The organism is Sorangium sp. So ce117 (assembly GCF_051524395.1).
In the GTDB taxonomy this organism is placed as follows: Bacteria; Myxococcota_A; Polyangia; order Polyangiales; family Polyangiaceae; genus Sorangium; species Sorangium cellulosum_B.
Genome location: NZ_CP150309.1, coordinates 172,233 through 191,960, shown reverse-complemented (window position 1 = coordinate 191,960; position 19,728 = coordinate 172,233). Strand labels below are relative to the sequence as shown.

Annotated in this window: 11 protein-coding genes; 4 read left to right on the top strand and 7 right to left on the bottom strand. The window is 70.9% G+C overall.

The features are described from left to right. Positions 1-26: 26 nt before the first annotated feature. Entirely contained in the window at positions 27-1,244 is a 1,218-nt protein-coding gene (locus WMF46_RS00760; RefSeq protein ID WP_437983828.1) for a cytochrome P450, read from the bottom strand. A gap of 348 nt (positions 1,245-1,592) precedes the next feature. Here WMF46_RS00760 and WMF46_RS00755 point away from each other — a divergent pair, with 348 nt between their 5' ends. The 4 genes from WMF46_RS00755 (at position 1,593) to WMF46_RS00740 (ending at position 9,195) form a co-directional block, all read left to right on the top strand. Continuing rightward, positions 1,593-2,111 carry a DUF2690 domain-containing protein gene (locus WMF46_RS00755; RefSeq protein ID WP_437983827.1) on the top strand — a complete coding sequence of 173 codons (519 nt, stop codon included), beginning with the start codon at positions 1,593-1,595 and terminating at the stop codon, positions 2,109-2,111. Between the two features lie 482 nt (positions 2,112-2,593). Continuing rightward, positions 2,594-4,447, top strand: a complete 1,854-nt coding sequence (locus WMF46_RS00750; RefSeq protein WP_437983826.1) for an OmpA family protein — start codon at positions 2,594-2,596, stop codon at positions 4,445-4,447. Beyond that, entirely contained in the window at positions 4,444-8,544 is a 4,101-nt protein-coding gene (locus tag WMF46_RS00745; protein WP_437983825.1) for a DUF3344 domain-containing protein, read from the top strand. Before WMF46_RS00750 ends, WMF46_RS00745 begins: the two co-directional genes overlap by 4 nt. 237 nt (positions 8,545-8,781) lie before the next feature. After that, a complete protein-coding gene (locus tag WMF46_RS00740) occupies positions 8,782-9,195 on the top strand; it encodes a PilZ domain-containing protein (RefSeq protein ID WP_437983824.1) in 414 nt (137 codons plus the stop codon). Between the two features lie 64 nt (positions 9,196-9,259). On the opposite strand, the gene WMF46_RS00735 is transcribed toward WMF46_RS00740, so the two are convergent. From WMF46_RS00735 to WMF46_RS00710, 6 genes are all read right to left on the bottom strand, one after another. Further along, the gene (locus tag WMF46_RS00735; protein WP_437983823.1) at positions 9,260-9,955 is read right to left on the bottom strand and encodes an acetoacetate decarboxylase family protein; all 696 of its coding nucleotides are present in this window, start codon (positions 9,953-9,955) and stop codon (positions 9,260-9,262) included. A 32-nt stretch (positions 9,956-9,987) separates the two neighbouring features. Next, positions 9,988-11,649: an amidase gene (locus WMF46_RS00730; RefSeq protein ID WP_437983822.1), complete on the bottom strand. Its 1,662-nt coding sequence runs from the start codon at positions 11,647-11,649 to the stop codon at positions 9,988-9,990. A gap of 199 nt (positions 11,650-11,848) precedes the next feature. Next, positions 11,849-12,688, bottom strand: coding sequence for a hypothetical protein (locus WMF46_RS00725; protein WP_437983821.1), 840 nt, complete (start codon positions 12,686-12,688; stop codon positions 11,849-11,851). A 429-nt stretch (positions 12,689-13,117) separates the two neighbouring features. Then, positions 13,118-14,410: a hypothetical protein gene (locus tag WMF46_RS00720; RefSeq protein WP_437983820.1), complete on the bottom strand. Its 1,293-nt coding sequence runs from the start codon at positions 14,408-14,410 to the stop codon at positions 13,118-13,120. Beyond that, positions 14,407-18,561, bottom strand: a complete 4,155-nt coding sequence (locus WMF46_RS00715; protein WP_437983819.1) for a YwqJ-related putative deaminase — start codon at positions 18,559-18,561, stop codon at positions 14,407-14,409. The genes WMF46_RS00720 and WMF46_RS00715 overlap by 4 nt, the downstream gene beginning before the upstream one ends. Before the next feature lie 280 nt (positions 18,562-18,841). Next, positions 18,842-19,417: a Uma2 family endonuclease gene (locus WMF46_RS00710; RefSeq protein ID WP_437983818.1), complete on the bottom strand. Its 576-nt coding sequence runs from the start codon at positions 19,415-19,417 to the stop codon at positions 18,842-18,844. Positions 19,418-19,728 lie beyond the last annotated feature (311 nt).

The window sequence follows — 19,728 nt, the reverse complement described above, 5'->3', positions numbered from 1 at the left end:
GTCGCAGGCCTCCTGCGGCGCCGCCTTCACCCGGGGCACGGCGTGTGCGCCCCCGCGGCGTGCACCGCGGCGCGCCTCCCCGGCTCGAAGCGGATCGGCAAGCGCGCCGGACCGTGCACGATGATCGCCTTGCGCGGCTCCCACGGCTCGTCGCTCGCGCGCCGGAGGCCCTTCAGACGGCAGAGGAGATCCGGCAGCGCGATCCGCGCCTCGAGGCGCGCCAGCGCCGCCCCGATGCAGAAGTGGATGCCGTGGCCGAACGCGACATGCGGGTTGGGATCGCGCCCGATGTCGAAGCGGCCAGGGTCGTGAAATTGATGCGGATCCCGGTTCGCGGAGCCGATCACGGGCAGCACCAGCTTCCCGGCCGGGATCACCTGGCCGTGCACCTCGACGGCGCGCCTCGTCTCGCGGAACACCATCTGCAGCGGCGAGCGGTGGCGCAGGACCTCCTCGATCGCCGAGGGCAAGAGCTCGGGCGCCGCCCGGAGGCGGAAGAGCTCCGCCGGGCTCTCGAGGAAGCACAAGATCGCGTTGTCGATCAGGTTCGTTGTCGTCTCGGTGCCCGTCGCGAGCAGGAGCTGGAAGAAGTTCAGGATGTCTCCCTCGGTCAGCCGCTCGCCGTCCACCTCGGCCTCGACGAGCCGGGTCAAGAGGTCCTCCGCCGGCGCGCTCCGGCGCGCCTCGATCAGGTCCGCCAGATACGCCTTCATCTCTTCCTTCACCACGGCGTGCTCGCTCACGGCCCTCGCCGCCTCCTCGCCGCCGGAGATCGCGTGGCTGAGGTTCACGATCACCTCGCTCCAGCGCAGCAGCCGCGCCCGGTCCTCGGAGGGAATGCCGAGCATCTCCGCGATCACCATCGTGGGCAGCGGCCCCGCGTAGTCCGCCGCGATGTCCATCTCGCCGCGCTCGATCCACGGATCCAGGAGATCGCGAGACAGCTCCCGGATGCGCGGCTCCAGGCCCGCGATCGAGCGCGGCGTGAACGCCCGCAGGATGATGGATCGAAGCTTGGTGTGGCGCGGCGGGTCGGAGAAGACGATCCAGTCCGGCGCCTTGCCGGTGGGAGGCGTCACCGCGGAGCTGAAGGCGTCATGATCGGTCAGCGCCCGCTTCACCCCGTCGTAATCGAAGACCATCCAGAGATCGAGCGGAGCGACATGGAACACGGGAGAGCCGGTCCGCAGCTGATCATAGAGGGGATAAGGATCCCGCCGCATCTCGTCCGGGAAAAGGTTCATCGTCGAAACCTCCGTCGTCTGGAGTCGCCGGCGGCAGCCGCCCTTCGGAGACGATGGTAATCGATGCCCCCACGAGATGGAGCGCTGGAACGCGCGTCCCGCGCGGAATGCGCCAGTCGACACGACCCGGACGGACGCGGCGCCTGACCACCGCGAGCCACCGGCGGCCCCGGATGAGCCCGCGGCGCCTGACGTAGCGAGTCCCGGGCGGCGCCTGACACGGGTCCTCTCGCGCGGACGCGGGAACCGGTCGGGGCCCGGCGCCCGTACCCAGGCCGAGACCTCGACGCGCCGGCGCCGCTCGGTAGCGCGATGCCCGCGTCCCCAGGGCTCGAAAGGACATGGACCATGCGTATCGCCTCCTCGTTTGCCGCCGCCGCCCTCGGAGCTTCCTTTGCCCTCGCCGGCTGCATCGCCGACACGTCCGATCCCGAGCCGCTCGACGGAGACGGCTCCGCGCAGGAGGACGTGGGCGAGGCCGCTGCCGCGCTCGGCAGCTGCTACGGCGCGTCGTGCACCGGGCAGGACCCTGGGGCGACCGGGTGCGAGGCCGACGCGGTCACGCGGGCGTCGAGCGACATCATGTCGGGCACCACCGCGGTCGGGAAGATCGTGATCCGGTACTCGGCGAGCTGCAACGCGGCTTGGGCAAGGACCGTCGTGACGAGCGGCAGCTCGTATCTCCGGGCAGAGATCACGAGGAGCTCGCCCTACGCGACGAGCCAGGCCGAGTCGACCTCACCGATCGACGCGCTCCGCTCGCCCATGCTGGCCGTCACGCCAGGATCCAGGTTCACCGCCGTTGGCAAGATCGGCTCGAACCCTGGCATCTTTCAGTTCAGCGGCACCGTCCGAACGAACTTTTGATCCCACGGTGAACCCGGGCCTCCGGCAACGCAGCGCCGGGGCCGCGAGCACCGCAGAGCCCGCCGGCCGGGCGCGCCGGCGCGCCCCGACTCGATCCCGTCGATACCGCCGCACCGAGGCCGCAGTGCTGATGTCTGTAGGCCTCAATCGGCCCGCCGCAGAGCCGGCTGGAGCCGCGAGATCCCAGACAAACCACCCGCCCCACGCGACGGCGGGGCGTGCACACGCCTTGCATAGACCGCGCTGCGACGCGCTGCGAAGGCCGGCTCGCAGGTGAGCCGCCCTGTCGAGGCCGATCCGAATTCGGACGGCCGCCCATCGAAAAGTCCACCGGTAGCGTCCCGCGAAGCCTATAAGACGGCCCGGGAAACGCTGCGTACTCGACGATCATCCGCGTCGAGTACGCAGCGTTTCCCCCAACTTGCCTGCGCGCCGGAGCAGTCGACGGCCGCTCGCCCAAAGCACCCAAGGTGATCCTGCGCATGAGAGCCCCCTTGCCCCCTCGATGGATCTGCGGCGCCGCCGCCCTAGCCGCGGCGGCGTGGGCCGCGCCAGCGTCCGCTCAGGAGGCGGGACCGGCGCGCGGCCTCGCCCTCAACCGCTTCAGCCCCGCGCCCGCCGGCGACCGGATGTTCGGTGTGCCGTCGCCGTACGCAGCCTCGCCGAACCAGGACGGCAGCGCGACGCTGCACGTGATGCTGCTCGGCGACTACGCGCACAACCCGCTCGTGCTCACGCGGCAGGGCAGCGACGAGCACCTCGGCGCGATCGTCGGCCACCAGCTGTTCCTGCACCTGAACTCCTCGCTCACGCTCTGGGACCGGCTGCACGTCAACGTCGACCTGCCGCTCGCCGTGCTGCAGCAGGGCGACAGCCCCGCGGCCGAGGGTCTCTCGTTCAGGTCGCCGAGCGACGTGCAGCTCGGTGATCTCCGGGTCGGGCTGCGCCTGCGCCTCCTCGGCGACTACTACGACCCGTTCCAGCTCGCCGTCGGCGGCTTCGTGTGGGTGCCGACCGGCGACCGCGACGGCTCGTTCGTGGGCGAGGAGTCGGTCCGCGGCCTGCCGCAGATCCTCGCCGGCGGCCGGATCCCGGGCTTCGTGTGGTCGGCCGCGGCCGGCGTCGATCTGCGCCCGGCGCAGACGTTCGCGCAGGTGCGGCAAGGCCTGATGTTCAACGGCGGCGCGGGCGTCGGCCTGCTGCTGGGCTCGGAGGAGCAGCTCCAGATCGGCCCCGAGGCGACCGTGTCGACGGTGCTGGAGGACCCGGAGGCCCGCAACACGAACGTCGAGGCGCTGCTCGGCCTGCGCTACCGCTTCGCGCCGACGCTCCGCGACTTCGAGCTCGGCGTCGCCGCCGGCCCCGGCTTCACCTCGGGCATCGGCACCCCGGATTTCCGCGCCGTCGCGATGCTCGCGTACTCGCCCGAGGTCCGGCGCGCGGACCCGGACCGCGACAAGGACGGCATCGTCAACGAGAAGGACGCCTGCCCCGACGTGCCCGGCGTCGGCGACCCGGATCCGAAGAAGAACGGCTGCCCGCCGTCCGATCGCGACGAGGACGGCTTCCTCGATCGCGTCGACGCGTGCCCGGACACGCCCGGCATCGCGAACGACGACCCGAAGAAGCACGGCTGCCCGCCGCCCGGGGACCGCGACAAGGACGGCATCACGGACGACGTCGACGCGTGCCCGGACGAGGCCGGCCCGGCGAACGAGGATCCGAAGAAGCACGGCTGCCCGCCGCCGCCCGACAGGGACGGCGACGGCGTGATCGACGCGGAGGACGCCTGCCCCGACATCCCCGGTATCCGCACCTCGGATCCGGCGACGAACGGCTGCCCCGGCGACCGCGACGGCGACACGGTGCGCGACGATCAGGACGCCTGCCCCGAGATCAAGGGCAAGCCCGATCCGGATCCGACGAAGAACGGCTGCCCCGTCGCCGTGCGCATGACCGAGACCGAGATCGTCATCCTCCAGCAGGTGCAGTTCGACACCGGCAAGGCGACCATCAAGAAGGTGAGCGATCCGCTCCTCGATGAGGTGGCGAGTGTGCTGAAGGAGCACCCGGAGATCACCAGGATCGAGGTGCAAGGGCACACAGACCCGCGCGGCGGACGCGCGTACAATATCAAGCTCAGCCAGGCGAGGGCCGAGTCGGTCATGAAGGCGCTGGTCCAGCGCGGCGTCGAGGCCGAGCGGCTGGCGTCGAAGGGCTACGGGCCCGACGTCCCGATCGCGGACAACGACACCGACGAGGGACGCCAGCAGAACCGCCGCGTGCAGTTCAAGATCCTCGAGAAGAAGCCGAAGCAGCAGCAGGAGGCGCCGTGAAGAGACGTTGGGTCATAGGTAGTCTTGTGGGGCTCGCCTGCGTGGGCGGGCAGCGCGGGGCCGCGCATGCCGCGCCCGAGTTGCGCGAGCAGGTCGACCAGCGGGGCGACTTCCTCCTCATCGGGAACACGCTGGGCCACGAGTGCGGCAGGGACGACATCGACTCGCCCGTGCTGGGCGATATCGGTGCCTGCGGCAACAACATCGGCGACAGCGCGCCCGACACGTACTGGCGCTCCGACTCGCCCGCGGTCGGCGACGCGGAGGCGAGCACCTCCATCACCGCCGCGCAGGCGCGCACCACCGCGGTGCTCCAGGTGCCGGCCGGCGCGACGGTCACCCACGCGTACCTCTACTGGGGCGCGCACCTCGGGACCACCGGGAACGCGGACCAGATCGTCACGCTGGAGCGGCCCGGCACGGGCAGCTTCTCCGAGGAGGTCACCGCCGACGACTTCGTCGAGACGATCAGCTCGGGCCGCGTCTACTACCAGTCGGTCGCGAACATCACCGCCCTCGTGCAGGAGCGAGGTTCCGGCGCGTACCGGCTGAGCGGCGTCAACAGCGCGAGCTTCACGAACAACAACTTCGACAACCACTTCGCCGGGTGGTGGCTTGTCGTGTTCTACGAGCTCGCCTCCGAACCGCCGCGCAACCTGGCGCTCTTCGACGGCCTCGACACGGTGGCCAGCGGCTCGACCCAGAACGCCACCCTGGACGGGTTCCTGGTGCCGAACGCGGGCTACGACGCGAAGATCGGCATGGTCGCGTTCGAGGGCGACGTGGCCCACGCGGGCGACCAGTTCCTCTTCAACGGGACCGCGCTCGGCAATACGCAGAACCCGGCCGACAACTTCTTCAACGGCACGCGCTCCTACTTCAACGCGCCGGTGTCGAACGTCGGGGACCTGCCGCAGCTCGCCGGGACCGCGGGGAGCATGGCGGGCATGGATATCGACGTCTTCGATATCACCTCGCTGGTGACCCCGAGGCAGACCTCGGCGCCCATCGTGGCGTCGAGCAGCATGGACCTCTACTTCCTCGCCGGCTTCATCACGTCGATCTCGACCTTCAGGCCGGACTTCACGTCCTCCTCGAAGTCGGCCGTCGACGTGAACGGCGGGCTGCTGCTCCCGGGCGACGTGCTCCAGTACACGATCGAGGTCGTCAACAGCGGCAACGACGCGTCGAGGGGCACCGTGCTCACCGATCCGCTGCCCGCGGGCGTCAGCTACGTGCCCAACTCGCTCTCCATCGTGGCAGGCGCCAACATGGGCGCGAAGACGGACGCGGCCGCCGACGACCAGGGCGAGTACGACGCCGGGACGCGCACGGTCCGCGTGCGGCTCGGCACGGGCGCGAACGGGACGGCAGGGGGGTCGATCCCCGCCGGGATGTCGTCGCGGGTGACCTTCCAGGTGACGGTCAACGCCGACGCCTCGGGGGTCATCGCGAACCAGGCGATCGTCCGCGCCTCCGGGCAGCAGGGCGCGCCCGAAGAGGACACGCCGACCGACGGCAACGGCCCGACCGACGGCGTGCCGCCGACCGAGGTCGTCATCGACGAATGCGAGACCAACGCGCAGTGCGCCGCGCCGACGCCTCACTGCGACACGGCCGCGGAGCCCAACGAGTGCGTCGAGTGCCTCACGGACGCGCACTGCGGGCCGCTCTCGCCGACGTGCGATCCCGACACGCACGCCTGCGTCTGCGAGCCGACGGGCGCCGAGGTCTGCGGCGATTCGATCGACAACGACTGCGACGGCGTGTTCAACAACGGCTGCGACTCGGACAACGACGGGATCGACGATCCCGACGAGGTCGAGGCCGGCACCGACCCGAACGACGCGGACAGCGACGACGACGGCGTGATCGACGGTGATGAGCCGGACTTCGGCGAGGACTCCGACGACGACGGCCTCATCAACGCGCTCGACCCCGACAGCGACAACGACGGGCTCTATGACGGCACCGAGCTCGGCCTGCCCTGCAGCAACGCGGCCACCGACGCCGCCGCGGGCCATTGTCGTGCCGACGGGGACGCCGGCGCGACAAAGACCGACCCGCTCGACGCCGACACCGATGACGGCGGCGTGCCCGACGGCCAGGAGGACTTCGATCTCGACGGCGTCGTCGACGCGGGCGAGACCGATCCGAACGTCCGCGCCGACGACGTGCCGCCGACGGACACCGACGGCGACGGGCTGAGCGACGATCTGGAGGAGACGATCGGGAGCGATCCGAACGACGCCGACACCGACGACGACGGCGCGCTCGACGGCCAGGAGCCGAACCCCGCCGACGACACCGACGGCGACGGCCTCATCAACGTGCGCGACGTCGACAGCGACAACGACGGGCTGTTCGACGGCACCGAGCTCGGCCTGCCCTGCGACAACGCCGCCACCGACGCGGAGGCGGGCCACTGCCGCGCCGACGCGGACGAGGGGGCGACCAAGACCTCGCCGGTCGATCCGGACACCGACGACGGCGGCGTGCCCGACGGCCAGGAGGACCTCGATCTCGACGGCGAGATCGACGCGGGCGAGACCGATCCGAACAACGGCGCCGACGACGGGACGCCGACGGACAGCGACGGCGACGGGCTGATCGACGTGATCGAGGAGGAGATCGGCACCGACCCGAACGACGCCGACAGCGACGACGACGGCGTGATCGACGGCGACGAGCCGAACTTCAGCGACGATCACGACGGCGACGGCCTCATCAACGCGCTCGACCCCGACAGCGACGGCGACGGGCTGTTCGACGGCACCGAGCTCGGCCTGCCCTGCGACAACGCCGCCACCGACGCCGCCGCGGGCAACTGCGTCGCGGACGCCGACCCCGCGACGACGACGCACCCGCTCGACTCGGACACGGACGACGGCGGCATCTCCGACGGCGCGGAGGACGCGGATCACGACGGCGCCATCGACGAGGGCGAGACCGATCCCAACAACGGCGACGACGACGCGGTGGACGAGGACCGCGACGGCGACGGGCTGCCCGACGCGGAGGAGGAGGCGATCGGGAGCGATCCGGACGACGCCGACACCGACGACGACGGCGTGCCCGACGGCCAGGAGCCGAAGCCCGGCGAGGACACCGACGGCGACGGCCTCATCAACGTGCGCGACGTCGACAGCGACAACGACGGGCTGTTCGACGGCACCGAGCTCGGCCTGCCCTGCGACAGCGAGGGCACCGACGCGGAGGCGGGCCACTGCCGCCCCGACGGCGACGCCGGCGCGACAAAGACCGACCCGCTCGACGCCGACACCGATGACGGCGGCGTGCCCGACGGCCAGGAGGACATCAACCTGAACGGCGTCGTCGACGCGGGCGAGACCGATCCCAACGTCGGCGAGGACGACGGGACGCCGGCGGACAGCGACGGCGACGGGCTTGTCGATTCGATCGAGGACGAGATCGGCACCGACCCGAACGACGCCGACAGCGACGACGACGGCGTGGTCGACGGCGATGAGCCGAACTTCAGCGACGACCACGACGGCGACGGCCTCATCAACGCGCTCGACCCCGACAGCGACGGCGACGGGCTGTTCGACGGCACCGAGCTCGGCCTGCCCTGCGACAACGCGGCGACCGACGCCGCCGCGGGGACCTGCATCGCGGACGCCGATCCCACGACGAAGACGAACCCGCTCGATCCGGACACGGACGACGGCGGCGTGACCGACGGCGTGGAGGACGCGAACCACAACGGCGCCATCGACGCGGGCGAGACCGATCCCAACAACGGCGACGACGATCAGACGGCGTGCCGGCAGGACAGCGACTGCGGCGGCGCGACGAGCGGGATGATCTGCGAGGATCACGCCTGCGTGGAGGGTTGCCGCGGCAGCGACGGCAACAGCTGCCCGTCCGGCGAGGTGTGCAGCTCGACCGACAGCACGGCGGGCACCTGCGCGCCCGAGAGCGACAACGACCCGACCGGCATCTTCGCCGAGGGCAACGGCTTCTGCGCCGCACGGCCCACGCCCGCGGGCAGCACCCGCGGCGCCGCCGCGCTCCTGCCCATGCTCGCCGCCCTCGCCGGCCTCGCCCTGCGCCGGCGCCGCGCGGGCCGCTGACCGGCGGATAGAGAGGCCCACGGCCGCGCGCCGCCCCGCCCACCTGGCGGGGCGGCGACCCCTCCAGCGGCCGCGGGCGCCTCTCACCGCGAGCGCCCTCTCAGGGGCGCCGAGATCCCCCACCCTCTCCTGCTACCTGCGTTCGCCCTCGCCCCCCGCGGCGCTGGGCGCCAGCGTGTAAGTTTCTTGTCCACCTGTAGCCGTCCTCCGTAGCGTACCGCGCCAAGGAGAACGACCATGGAGATGCTGCTCGCCAGCGAGCGCCGCGCCACGCGCCGCGCTGCGATCGTGGAGTGCCAGGCCGTGCGCGAGCGGGGCTTCCGGCTGCTCGGGACCCGGGCGATCGACCTGTCGATCGACGGCATGCTCGTGCTGACGAGCGCCCGCCCGCTCACGGGTGAGCCGGTGATCGTCTCGTTCCGGATCCCGGACACGAAGGTCTGGATCGACGCGACGGCGACGATCGCGCGCACGCTCCACGGCCGGCGCCTGGGCGACCCGGGGCGCGCCGTGGGCCTGCGCTTCGACCCGCTCGACAGGGCGTCGAGCCGGCGCCTCCGCGCGGCGCTCGAGCATTTCCCGCCGACGTACCCCTACCGCGCGCAGCGCGTCGACTACGCGGCGACGGCCGCGATGATCGCGCTCGGCTGATCTGCGCGCCCGAGCGACCGCGCGGCCCTGACGCCGCCGCGGGGCAGCTCCCCGCGGTGAGAGATCAGAGCGAGCGAGGGGGCTCGACGTCGGCGACCGGGAACTCGGCCTTGAAGCCGGACAGCCGGACGGCGAACACCACACGACCCTCGTCGACGCGCGGCATGCGCGCCGGATCGAGTCGCGCCTCGAGCAGGCGCGCGTGGCGGGCGCTCCCGCGCGCGGTCGGCGCGCAGAAATAGTCGTGCCCGTCGCGGTGGTGCACCAGCCGGCGGAGGCGCGCGGGCACGAGCGCGCTCGTGGCGGGCAGGCTCGGGCCCGCGGCCGCGAAGCGCAGATCGGCGAAGACGTCGCCGCCCTGCGACGCCCGGAAGCGCTCGCTCCCGTCCGCCTCGCGCGCGATCTCGAAATCGGCGTGCTCCTTGGGGATACCCCAGTTGAGCTGCCCGTTCACCACGCTGTCCCACGAGCTGACGTAGATCTTGCTGATGGACCAGCAGAGGCCGCGGCGCGTGCGGAAGCGCCCGGGGATGAACAGGAGCTCGCGATAAGGCCCCACGTTGGACGACGTGTAGTCGAGCGCCATCAGCAGGCTGTAGCGCCCCTCGAAGCGGGGGCGGAGCGCCTCCGGGATGAAGCTCTGCTCCTGGAGCAGCCGCTCCGGGAGCTCGAGCATCACGATGGTTGCATCGCCGGCCAGCGTCCACGGCGCTGGCGCTGGCTTGACGTCGGGAGGATGACTTCCGGCGCTCTGGCTCATCACGACCTCTCCTCGGGCTCGATGGGATCAGGTTACTGGAGCAGATCGATCGCCCCCGGGGGGCGCCGCGCGCTCGCGAGCTCCGATCGCTCGAGGTGGGCGAGGACGGCGAGGACGGCCGCCTCGTCCCACGCGTCGCCGAGGATCTGCAGACCGATGGGCAGGCGCTCGGCGTCGACGCCGACGGGCGCCGTGCCGGCGGGGAGGCCGGTGAGGTTGCCGAGGAAGGCGAAGCGGCACATGCCGTCGAGGGCGATGGGATCCAGGAAGGCGCGGCCTTCCTCGGCCTGCGCGTAGCGGGGCGCGGTGATCGCCGTCGTCGGGAGCGCGAGGACGTCGACGCCGGCGAGGGCGCGCGCCACCTCGCGCCGCATGCCCGCGCGGAGCCGCGCGGCGTCGATCTGCTCGAGCGCGGTGACGCCCGAGAGGAGGCTGAAGGTGACGCGCAGGTCCTCGCTGATGAGGTCGCGCTGCTCCCTCCAGGCGCGCTGGAACGCCGCGAGCGACTCGGGGCCGATGACGAGGTAGCCGATGGAGGCCGCGTGCCTGGCGAGGGGGATCTTCACGTTGACGAGGGTCGCGCCCTCGCGCTCGAGCGCGCGCAGCGCCCCCCAGCACACGCTCGCGACCGGGGTGGAGGCGTCGCGCCACTCCGCCTCGTCGACGCCGATGCGCAGGCCGCGCACGCCGGCGCCGAGGCGCGCGCCGAAGCCTCCGGGGGGCGGCGGGGGCGCCCATGCGGTGAGGTCGTCGTCGGGGTCGGGCTCGCTGGCGACGGCGTCGAGGAAGCGCGCGAGATCGGCCGTGCTGCTGGCGATCGGCCCGGCGTGGGCGACCGAGCCCTTGAAGCCGTCGCCGGCGCGGCTGACGCGGCCGAAGGTCGGCTTGATGCCGAAGACGCCGTTCAGCGCGGCGGGCGCGCGGATGGAGCCGCCGCCGTCGCCGCTGGCCGCGAGCGGCGCGAGCCCGAGCGCCACGCCGACGGCGGAGCCGGTGGAGGAGCCGCCCGCGGCGCGCTCCTTGTGGTGCGGGTTGTGGGGCATGCGCTGGTGGACGCTGTTGCCGATCGGCGACATGCCCCACTCGGTGAGCACGGTCTTGCAGAGGAACACGGCGCCCGCCTGCCGGAGCCGGGCGACCACGGCGGCGTCGCGCGGCGCGGGCGGCTGCGGGCCGCAGGGCGAGCCGAGCGTGGTCGGGAGGCCCTCGACGTCGAACTCGTCCTTGACGAGCAGGGGCACGCCGTCGAGCAGGCCGCGCGGCCGCCCCGCGGCGTGGCGCGCGGTCGCCGCGTCGGCGTCCCTGAGCGTCGCCTCCCGCGAGGTGGCGACGGCGATGTTCATGCACGGTCGCTCGGCGGCGAGCGCCTCGAGCGCCGAGAGCGCGCGCTCGGCGACGCGGAGCGGGGTGGTGGCGCCCTTGCGGTAGGCCGCCGCGTAGGCCACCGAGGGCCTGGGCCAGTCGCGGACGGGGGGCGCGCCGAGCCCGGCGTCCTCCCAGCGCCGCGGCGGCGCGGCCTGGAGGGGGCGCGCCTCTGCGGGGACGTCGTCGCGGAAGGCGTCCGGAAGCGAGGCGAGGCGATCGATGCCCAGGCTGCGCTTCATCACCTCCCGGAGCGCGGCGGAGGATCCGGGCGCCTCGGCGGCGAGGCGCGCCGCGGTGAGCGCGCGGCCGGTGAGTCGGGGGACCTTCATGCGGCGCAGCTTACTCGACGGGCCGGGCGGCGCGACGGGCGGTGAGCGCGGGGCGGATCGAGATCGCGCGCTGGTTGGCGGATGATCGGCAGGTGGCTCGCTCCGCGCTCCTGGTCGGGCCAGGCGTACGCATGCCCGCCGACCGGGAGCATGCGCTGCTGTGCCGCCAGGGGGAGCGGAGAGCGCCGCAACGGACGACCTACTCCGCGAGGGTCTCGCACACCCGTGCCTCGGCTTGTGGGGTGAAGCACTTCAACAGCGCTCGCTCACCGGAGCGCTGGAACGCTACGATATCGGCAGAGATCGCCAAGGAGGCGTAGTCGTCTGTTCCAATCGGGTCGACAACGAGTTCCAGGCGCTCGCAGAGCTCGTTCATCGGGAGATCCGACTCGCGCGTGGCCGCCACCCTCGCGTCGAAGCGAAGGATTCGCTCGACGTAGGCGGCGTAGCTCGATGCCGAGATGGACCACAGGCCCTCCTCGAACGCGTACCGGTGGATACGGCGGTCCTCACCGAGGTAGACGAACGCGTCCGACGTCCCGATGTCCCAGTAGCCGACCAGCAATCGCGATGGCTCACCGGGCGGGAGCCAGGCGTCGCCGGAGACGAGGAGCGGCGATTCGAACGCCTGCGCGGAAGCCGCGCCCGCGAAGAACTCGGCGTGGCAGAGCACAGGACCGCACATGGCAGTTCGATCGAACCGCCGGACGCCGTGCGCGAGGCCGAGCGCTTCCGAGACGGCATCGCCAAGGCGAGACGATGCCCCCTGTGCGTGGAACCATGCGAGGAAAGTGGGGATGCCGTCGTTGTTGACGACCACGAACCGCGGGACCGTGGTCACGTCGTTAAACGACGATTGCCACGGAGCGTGCAAGCGTACGATCGCCCGTCTCCCGAGCCCCAGCGATACCCCTCCGCCAGGGAGGCGGTAGCGGACGGCCGCGTTGCCATTGCGCACAAGAAAGGATCCCTCGACGCCCCGCTCCCGGTCGTCGAACGATGGCCCCTCACCTTCCACTGGTTCGCCCTCGGCGAGCACGGTCGAGTAGGCAGGGAACCAGATCGGCTTGTGTGGCCGCCGCTCGCCGAAAGCCTGGATCCAGGGGATGAGCCGCTCGGCGCTTCGCGCGTAAAGGCACCACGTGTCCCGGCTCTCGGTGACCAGCACGGAGCCCTCATACCATCTGAATGAACCACACGTCTCCGGAGCAGATGGCACATCACCACCGCGCACGCGAACGGCGTCGAGGATCTCATCGCGAGCGACGGTGGGGGCGCCCGTGCAGGCGAGGTAGCTGTCCTCCCAGCCCGCGAAGCGCGAACGGAGCCGCTCGCGGTCCCTGGATGGGACGCCAGGGAGCGCAGGGAAATCGAGCCTCTGTAACGTCTGCGGTGAGGTCACAGCTTCCTCGATCTACTCTGAGTACCACGTCGCGTTGGCCCGACGAGCGTCGTCCACCGCGGCACATCAGGCAGACGAGGTGAGGTCGTCCCAGGCAAGCACCGCCTCGGGGTGCAGCTCGCGCATACGCGTCACGGTTCGGTCGGGTCGCCTCCGCTCGAACACCAGCGCCGCGTCGCCCGCGTAGAACGTGCCGATGGAGTCGCTAGCCTCTTCGACCTCGCTCAGGCCGAGCGCCCGGGAGAGCTCACGGCCAAGCGGCGACAGCGCGATATGGGTCGGCATTTCTTTGGGGTGTCCCCACAGCGCGAGGCGGGCGACGAACGTGCTCACGGAGTCGCTCGTACGCTCCCACTCGCCCCAGCTGAAATCGTATGCCCACATGCTGCCATCCTCCGTCATACAGGCGAGCGTATCCTGGTTCTCGAGGTCATCCTGGCTCAGGAGAATCGCAGGGCCGCCGGGAGTCTGCTGAATAGGCCACTCCGCGACGCTCCCCTCGGCGAGGGCACGATCGAGCATCAGGATCCCGCCGAAGCGCTGGATCCGATCGACGCTGCGCAGACCGCCAAACGAGCTCTCGGCGTCTTCTGCCGCCCTGGCGAGCGCCTCGCTGCCACCGTTCTCCCGCACCCACGAGGCGAGCCGCGAGGGATCTCCGGGAGCGTGCAGCCGGCACAGCCAACGCGACGCCGCCTCTCTCACGCGGGGTGACAACGGAAGCGTCCTCGACGCTGGATCTACGGTTGCGGAGAGAAACCCGACCACGCTCTGTCGAAATCGCCTATCTGGCGCCGCAAGCGGGAGATCCAGATGCCAGGCTTCGTTCTCCAGGGCTGCTCGCCCGGTCGCATCGACGAGATCGTCGCGAAACTCGATCCAGCCAGACTCCGGCGCGATAAGCGGCTCGCCGGCCGCTCGCACCACCGGAAAGACGCACTGTAACCGCAGGGCCGCGCACTCTTCGACCCAGGGCCGAAGGCTGCCCGCCGTGGAGCCCAGCACGCGCAAGAACACGTCGTCGCGCAAGGCAAGCACCCCGTCGCAGACATGCCATGCGAAGCCGTGCATACGAGACGAACGACTCGCCTGGCCGATCCGGTGAGCAACGCCATTGACAAGGGCGGTCGTCTTGTCGAGCGCGGTGACCGGCCCCGTCTTGGGATAGAAGTTCCCGAGATCGACACGCGCGCGCAGCTCGAAGTTCGGAGCACGCCACGGCTCGAGCCTTTCCGCCACCTCGTTCAGCTGCGCCAGGGAGGCCGTGAGCTGCTTGGCCCCGCAGATGGATCGGAGCTGGGGGCTGAACGTACCTTTCGCGATGGTTCCGAGAAGCGGATGGCTGAATCGAGTTTTCACGTCGGCCCCCAATCGTTGTTCTCCCCGGTGCCTCCGAATACGCCCGGAGTCATTCCGGTCACGCGATTGGTGCGGCGCTGGATCTCCGCATTGGATAGATTATTGCGCCCTGCTGCCCGCTCAGCCTCCAGCTGCGCTCGGTACCGCATCGCGTTGGCCCGGCGAGCGTCGTCAAGGGGCGCTGTGTTTCCCTGGGCAGCCTGTTGCCGCGCGCGATCCAGCGGTGCCCCCGCCCCTGCGGGCCTGAAGTTGAGGGGCGGTCCGCCTCTCGGGGGCGACGCGGGAATCGTCTCGGGCTGCTGGCCTGTGCCTGCCAGCGCATGCAGACGAGCCAAGGTCTGCGAGCAGTTCGGACACGGTGCGCATGCGGTTTCATTCACGTCGGTGCTTCCGATCGGTCCCATGCGACGCAAGGCGCGGCGAAGGTGCCGCTGGCCCTCCGATGTACCCGGATCGCATCTCACCCCATTTCGGTCTTCGTAATCACGGAGATAGTTGCTAATCGCATGGGGCTCGGAGCACCAGGACGGATCCCTGCCCTGGCCGCGCCCGGAGTCTTGAGGGAGCGCGGCGGCAACGGCAGGATGCAGATCGTACAGCGGCCCCTGGCCCTGAGGGTTGCGGTAGCGGGCTGACTGTCCGGTGAACTCCCGCGTGCCGCCTCCTTGAGATCGCGGAAGGCGCCGGGTGCTGAGGTCGGAGCCCATCAGCCCGTCAGCGTCGACCAGCGCGAGCGGCCTCCCGCTCACGTACCCGTACGCTTCGAGCCCCCCTTCGAGCCCCAGCGGCTCCGGGCTCAGGTACGTAGCGCTCGCCGGATCGAAGTACCGCCACCGGTTGTAGTGGAGCCCCGTCTCCGGCTCGTACCAGTGGCCCGGGAACCGGACCAGCGTGGCAGCAGCGTCGCCCGCAATGACCCGACCGTACGCGTCTGTCTCGGAGACCTGGTCGATGCTCCCGTCAGCATTAACGAGCCCGAGCGGCACAGGCGCCCCGTCCCGGTGCACGAAGTACTTCCAGGCGCCCGGGCCCGCCTCGGTGTCGATCGCCTGCGCGACCGGCGCCGGCGAGCCCGGTGAGTACGCGTAACGCCGGCGCTCCACCAGCGTGAACGGCGCGGATGCGCCTGTGGCGCTCGCCTGGCGCTCCACCGTCTCCTCCAGGAGGTCCTCGCCATCCCAGCGGTAGCGGTGCCGCACCATCGCCGCGTCCCGCCGCAGCAACCGCTTCTCGATCCGCCGAGCGAACCCATCGTAGACGAACTCGAGGCGCGTGCCATCGGGCAGCGTCATGCCCGAGACCAAGCCGAGCGCGCTCCATGCGTAGGTGGTCACCGCGGTGCCCTCGACCTTCTTCACGAGCCGGCCGCGCGCGTCGTACGTGAGGGCCGCGCCGTTGGTGGTCACGAGCCGGCCGCCGCTGAGGTGGGACTGCGCGCGGCCGTCGATCCAGCGCACGTCGCCTCGTGGCGACAGCACGTAGTCCTCGGTCCTGGCCCGCCCCTCATGCTGCTTCTGCGCGATTCGGCCGCGCGCGTCGTACAGGAAGGACTGCGCCCCGCGATCGCGATCGGCGAGCACCTGGAGCTCGTCGGCAGGCGACCATCGGTAGTCGAACCGCAGGGTCTCCGGGCCGGCCAGGCCGCCGACCCACATGGGCTCGCCCGGTCGGATGACGGCGGTGCCACCGCCGAAGACCGCCGAGCGGAGGACGTTGCCGTGCGCGTCCCTCGTGAGCTCGATACGGCCACCGCCGGCGAAGAAGCGCCCCGTCTCGCCGTCCGTCGGGTCGTACGCGAACCTCGCGATCGGCTGGTCCGCACCCCGGGTACCCGAAAGATCCGAGAAGACGAGCGCGGCGCATCGCCCGACGGCGTCGCGCGGGGCGGCGATCGCCAAAGCGCCGAGCGCTTCCACCTTCGTGCGATGCAGGCCGGCGTCGTAGACGTGCCGGAGCGATGTCGCGGACGAGGGATCGTCCTTCCGCTCCGTGTCCTCGCGGATGCAACGCCCTCGCTCGTCGTACGTATAGAGCGTGCAGACAGCCTCCGTCTCGAAGCTCAGGAGGCGCCCGCGCTCCTCGTACTCCAGCTTGTGGGATGTGTCGTCCGAGAAGGTGCGTGCGATCAGCCGATCGAGGTCGTCGTAAGCGAGCTCGACGAATTCGCCATCTTCGAAGGTGATCCTCGACAGCCGCCCGGCCTGGTCGTTCCTGTACCGCAGCAAGCGACCGTCGAAGGTGCGCTCTGAGAGGATCCGACCCTCGAGGTCCCGCTCGATGGTGTGCACGTCGCCCTCCTCGTTGACGATGCGTACCATGTCGAGCTCTCGATCGTAGGCGTACGAGACGCGCGTGCCGTCGCTCAGCTCGACCGCGATCACCTCACGGAGGCCCGCGTAGATCAGCCGGAACCAGCGGCCATCCGCGTCGCGCTCGCCGGCGAAGCGGCCGGCCTCGTCGTAGCTCGTGACCGTGCGAGCGCCCAGCGGCGAGCGGTGCTCGACCACACGCCCCATCGCGTCGTAGATCCAGCGGTGGACCCCGCCCTTCTCGTCCCGCATCTCCACGAGTCGCCCGAGGAAATCGTAGCGGAGCGCCCGCGCGCCGCCGTCCGGCTCGACGATCCCGACGCGGTTGCAGAGCGCGTCATACGTCATCGCCGTCTTGCCGCCGTCAGCGGTCTCGGCGTGGACAAGGCAGCCGCGCTCGTCGTAACGAAAGCTCGCGACGAGCCCCATCGCGTCGGAGAGGTAGATCAGGTTGCCGTTCGGATCGCGCGCGTGCTGCGTCTCCAGGCCGTCAGGGCCGCGCGTGGTCACGACGTTGCCGCGATCGTCGTAGCGGTACTCCGTCACATGAGCGAGCGGGTCGACAACGCGGTACGCGCCGTCGGCCTCGCCCATCCGCCATATGCGCCTGAGGCCGTCGCGATACCCCACGAGCTCGCCTGCATCGTCGAACACATTCTCGTGCACCTGCCCCGCCCAGACGATCCGGTCCGCCTTTCCGAAGGCGTTGACCCCGATCCTCCGCAGGGCGCGCGAGGTGATGACGTTGTTCTCGTCCCCGCAGTACTCGACCTTCGCGTGCAGAAACCCCTTCGCGCGACTTCCGTCCGCCAGCACCTCAGGCACGCCCTCGGCCAGGAGCGCGCGTTCCTTGGGATCGTTGCACCACGTCTCCACGCAGCGGCCGCGGTCATCGTAGCCGTAATGCACCTCGAGGCCCGTGGGCCAGCGCTCCAGCACGAGCCGATGGTCTCCGTCGTACGCGAAGGTCATCGCGTGCCCCAGGGCGTCGCGCGCGACCACGAGATCTCCGCGTTCATCGTAGTCGTACGTGCGGAAGGACGTCCAGGCGCCTCTCGATGACGCGTTCTTCACCTCGAACGCGGCGATGCGGCCGTCGCGGTGCCGCCGCACACGGAGCAGGCGGCCCACGCTGTCGTTCACGAACTGGAGCGGACCGGTTCCGTTTTCGTAGAAGAGCCGGGCCTGGTTGCCGTTGTGATCGACGAGCGCGCTGAGGCGGAACTCGTTGTCGATGGCAAAGACGTCCTCGAAGACCCGCGTGATCCCGTCGTCGGCCTTGAGGAGATAGCCGTCGCGGGTGCGCGTCAGCAAGCCTACGGGGAGCTTCACGGTCTCTCCCTCCTCGGGGCAGCGGCCCTCGCACGCGAGCGCCGTCGCGGTGACGACGCGCACCCTGCGGCGGCGGAGCTCGATGACGCGCCAGCCGAGCGAATGGTTCCAGCCATAGCCAAGGCCGTAGTCGAGGTCGCGCTGCGCAGAGTTATAGGCGCGCTCGATCACGAGCGGGAACGCTCCTGGCAGCGCCATGTCGGTGACGGCGAGGGTGTAGACGCGGCCCGTGACCGGATCGATGGGGTGCCCCGCGTGCGTTCCTCCACCGCCCCCATGCGTCGGGTTGGGGCAGCCGCCGCCGCTGCCCTGACCGCAGCTGCCGGCGTTGCTGCCGCCGCCCTGGGCGCCGTTGCCGCCGTTCTTGCCGCCCGCGCCCTGATCGCCGCCGGCGCCGTTGCCGCCCCGCCCGCCGCTGCCACCGCCGGCGCCGCCGCCGCCGAGGATGAAGACACCCGGGTTCATCCCAGGGATCGCGGGGATGTTGGGAACCGGAGCTGTGCGCGCCATGATGCGATGGTCGCCCAACGAGCCACGGAGTCAATACCCGCTGCCACGCAGAAATGTGCTGGGATGGCGCAGCCCATGACAGGTTGACAGAGCGCGGCGTCCCTGCGCTCGACGCCTGAATCCGCGATGAGCTCGACGGGTGAGCGCGAGCCGAGGTTGCCTCGATAGAGGGCCGACGCTCGCATTCCAGAGGCGGAGAGGCACTCATGGCTCACGGGGCGTGCGCCGCCCGAGCGCTCGACCGCCAGGTTGTCACAACGTCCTGTCGATAGCGCCGTCCTCAGGCCCCCGGCTCGGCCGCAGCCTCGTATAGCTCGCGGACGTCGAGCCGGGCGCCGATCGACGCGAGGTGCGCGACGTCGCCATCCCGCGCGATGGCAGACGTGAAGTCGCCGTCGACGTCGCGAGTCCACACCTCCACGCTGCGCTCCCGGTGCGACACCAGGACGTACTGGCGCAATGAGGCGAGGCTCTTGTAATGCTCGAACTTGTCGCCTCGGTCGTACTCCTCGGTGCTGCGGCTCAACACCTCGACGATGAGCGTGGGGTTCGTCACGGCTTGCTCGTCCTGGGCGTCGCGCTCGATCGGCCCACACACGACCGTGACGTCGGGGTAGGTGGCGAGGCCTGTCGACGGCACACGCACGCGAAGAGCGGCGTCGTAAGCACGGCATCGACCTCTGCGAAGCTCGGGGAAGAGGAGGCCGATGACCGCCGCAGCGAGCGCGGCATTCTCGGGCGTACCTCCCGCCATCGCGTAGATCTGGCCGTCCAGGTACTCGTGCTTGACGTTGCTGGACGCCTCGAGGGTCAGGTACTCGGCGTACGTGTAGTGGATGCGATGTGCCGGGGCCACAATGGCCGCGCAGTATGGCACAGCGCACGGCGTTCGCCGCGGGTGGCGGGCGCTCGGGCGCGGCCTCTGCGTCCGGCGCCGCAAGGCGGCGTCTCCGGCGCCCTCGATCGCGGCCGACCCGAACGGCTCACGAGCCCCTCGGAGCGGCGATTCAACGGCTCGCAGGCTCCGCTCGGTACGTCGATGACATCGAATCTCGAGGACGCGCTCGCCAGAAGCGGAGCGGCGCGATCCTCTTGTCGATTGAACCGGTGATCGCTGCGCCGCGTGACGGCCACAACGGCTTGACAGCAGCGTCGGAGGGCGGGTCT

Excerpts from the sequence above, each read along its gene's own strand:
- WMF46_RS00715 (WP_437983819.1), bottom strand. The coding sequence starts at position 18,561 with ATGGCGCGCACAGCTCCGGTTCCCAACATCCCCGCGATCCCTGGGATG.
- WMF46_RS00760 (WP_437983828.1), bottom strand. The coding sequence starts at position 1,244 with ATGAACCTTTTCCCGGACGAGATGCGGCGGGATCCTTATCCCCTCTAT.
- WMF46_RS00730 (WP_437983822.1), bottom strand. The coding sequence starts at position 11,649 with ATGAAGGTCCCCCGACTCACCGGCCGCGCGCTCACCGCGGCGCGCCTC.
- WMF46_RS00755 (WP_437983827.1), top strand. The coding sequence starts at position 1,593 with ATGCGTATCGCCTCCTCGTTTGCCGCCGCCGCCCTCGGAGCTTCCTTT.
- WMF46_RS00735 (WP_437983823.1), bottom strand. The coding sequence starts at position 9,955 with ATGAGCCAGAGCGCCGGAAGTCATCCTCCCGACGTCAAGCCAGCGCCA.
- WMF46_RS00750 (WP_437983826.1), top strand. The coding sequence starts at position 2,594 with ATGAGAGCCCCCTTGCCCCCTCGATGGATCTGCGGCGCCGCCGCCCTA.
- WMF46_RS00740 (WP_437983824.1), top strand. The coding sequence starts at position 8,782 with ATGGAGATGCTGCTCGCCAGCGAGCGCCGCGCCACGCGCCGCGCTGCG.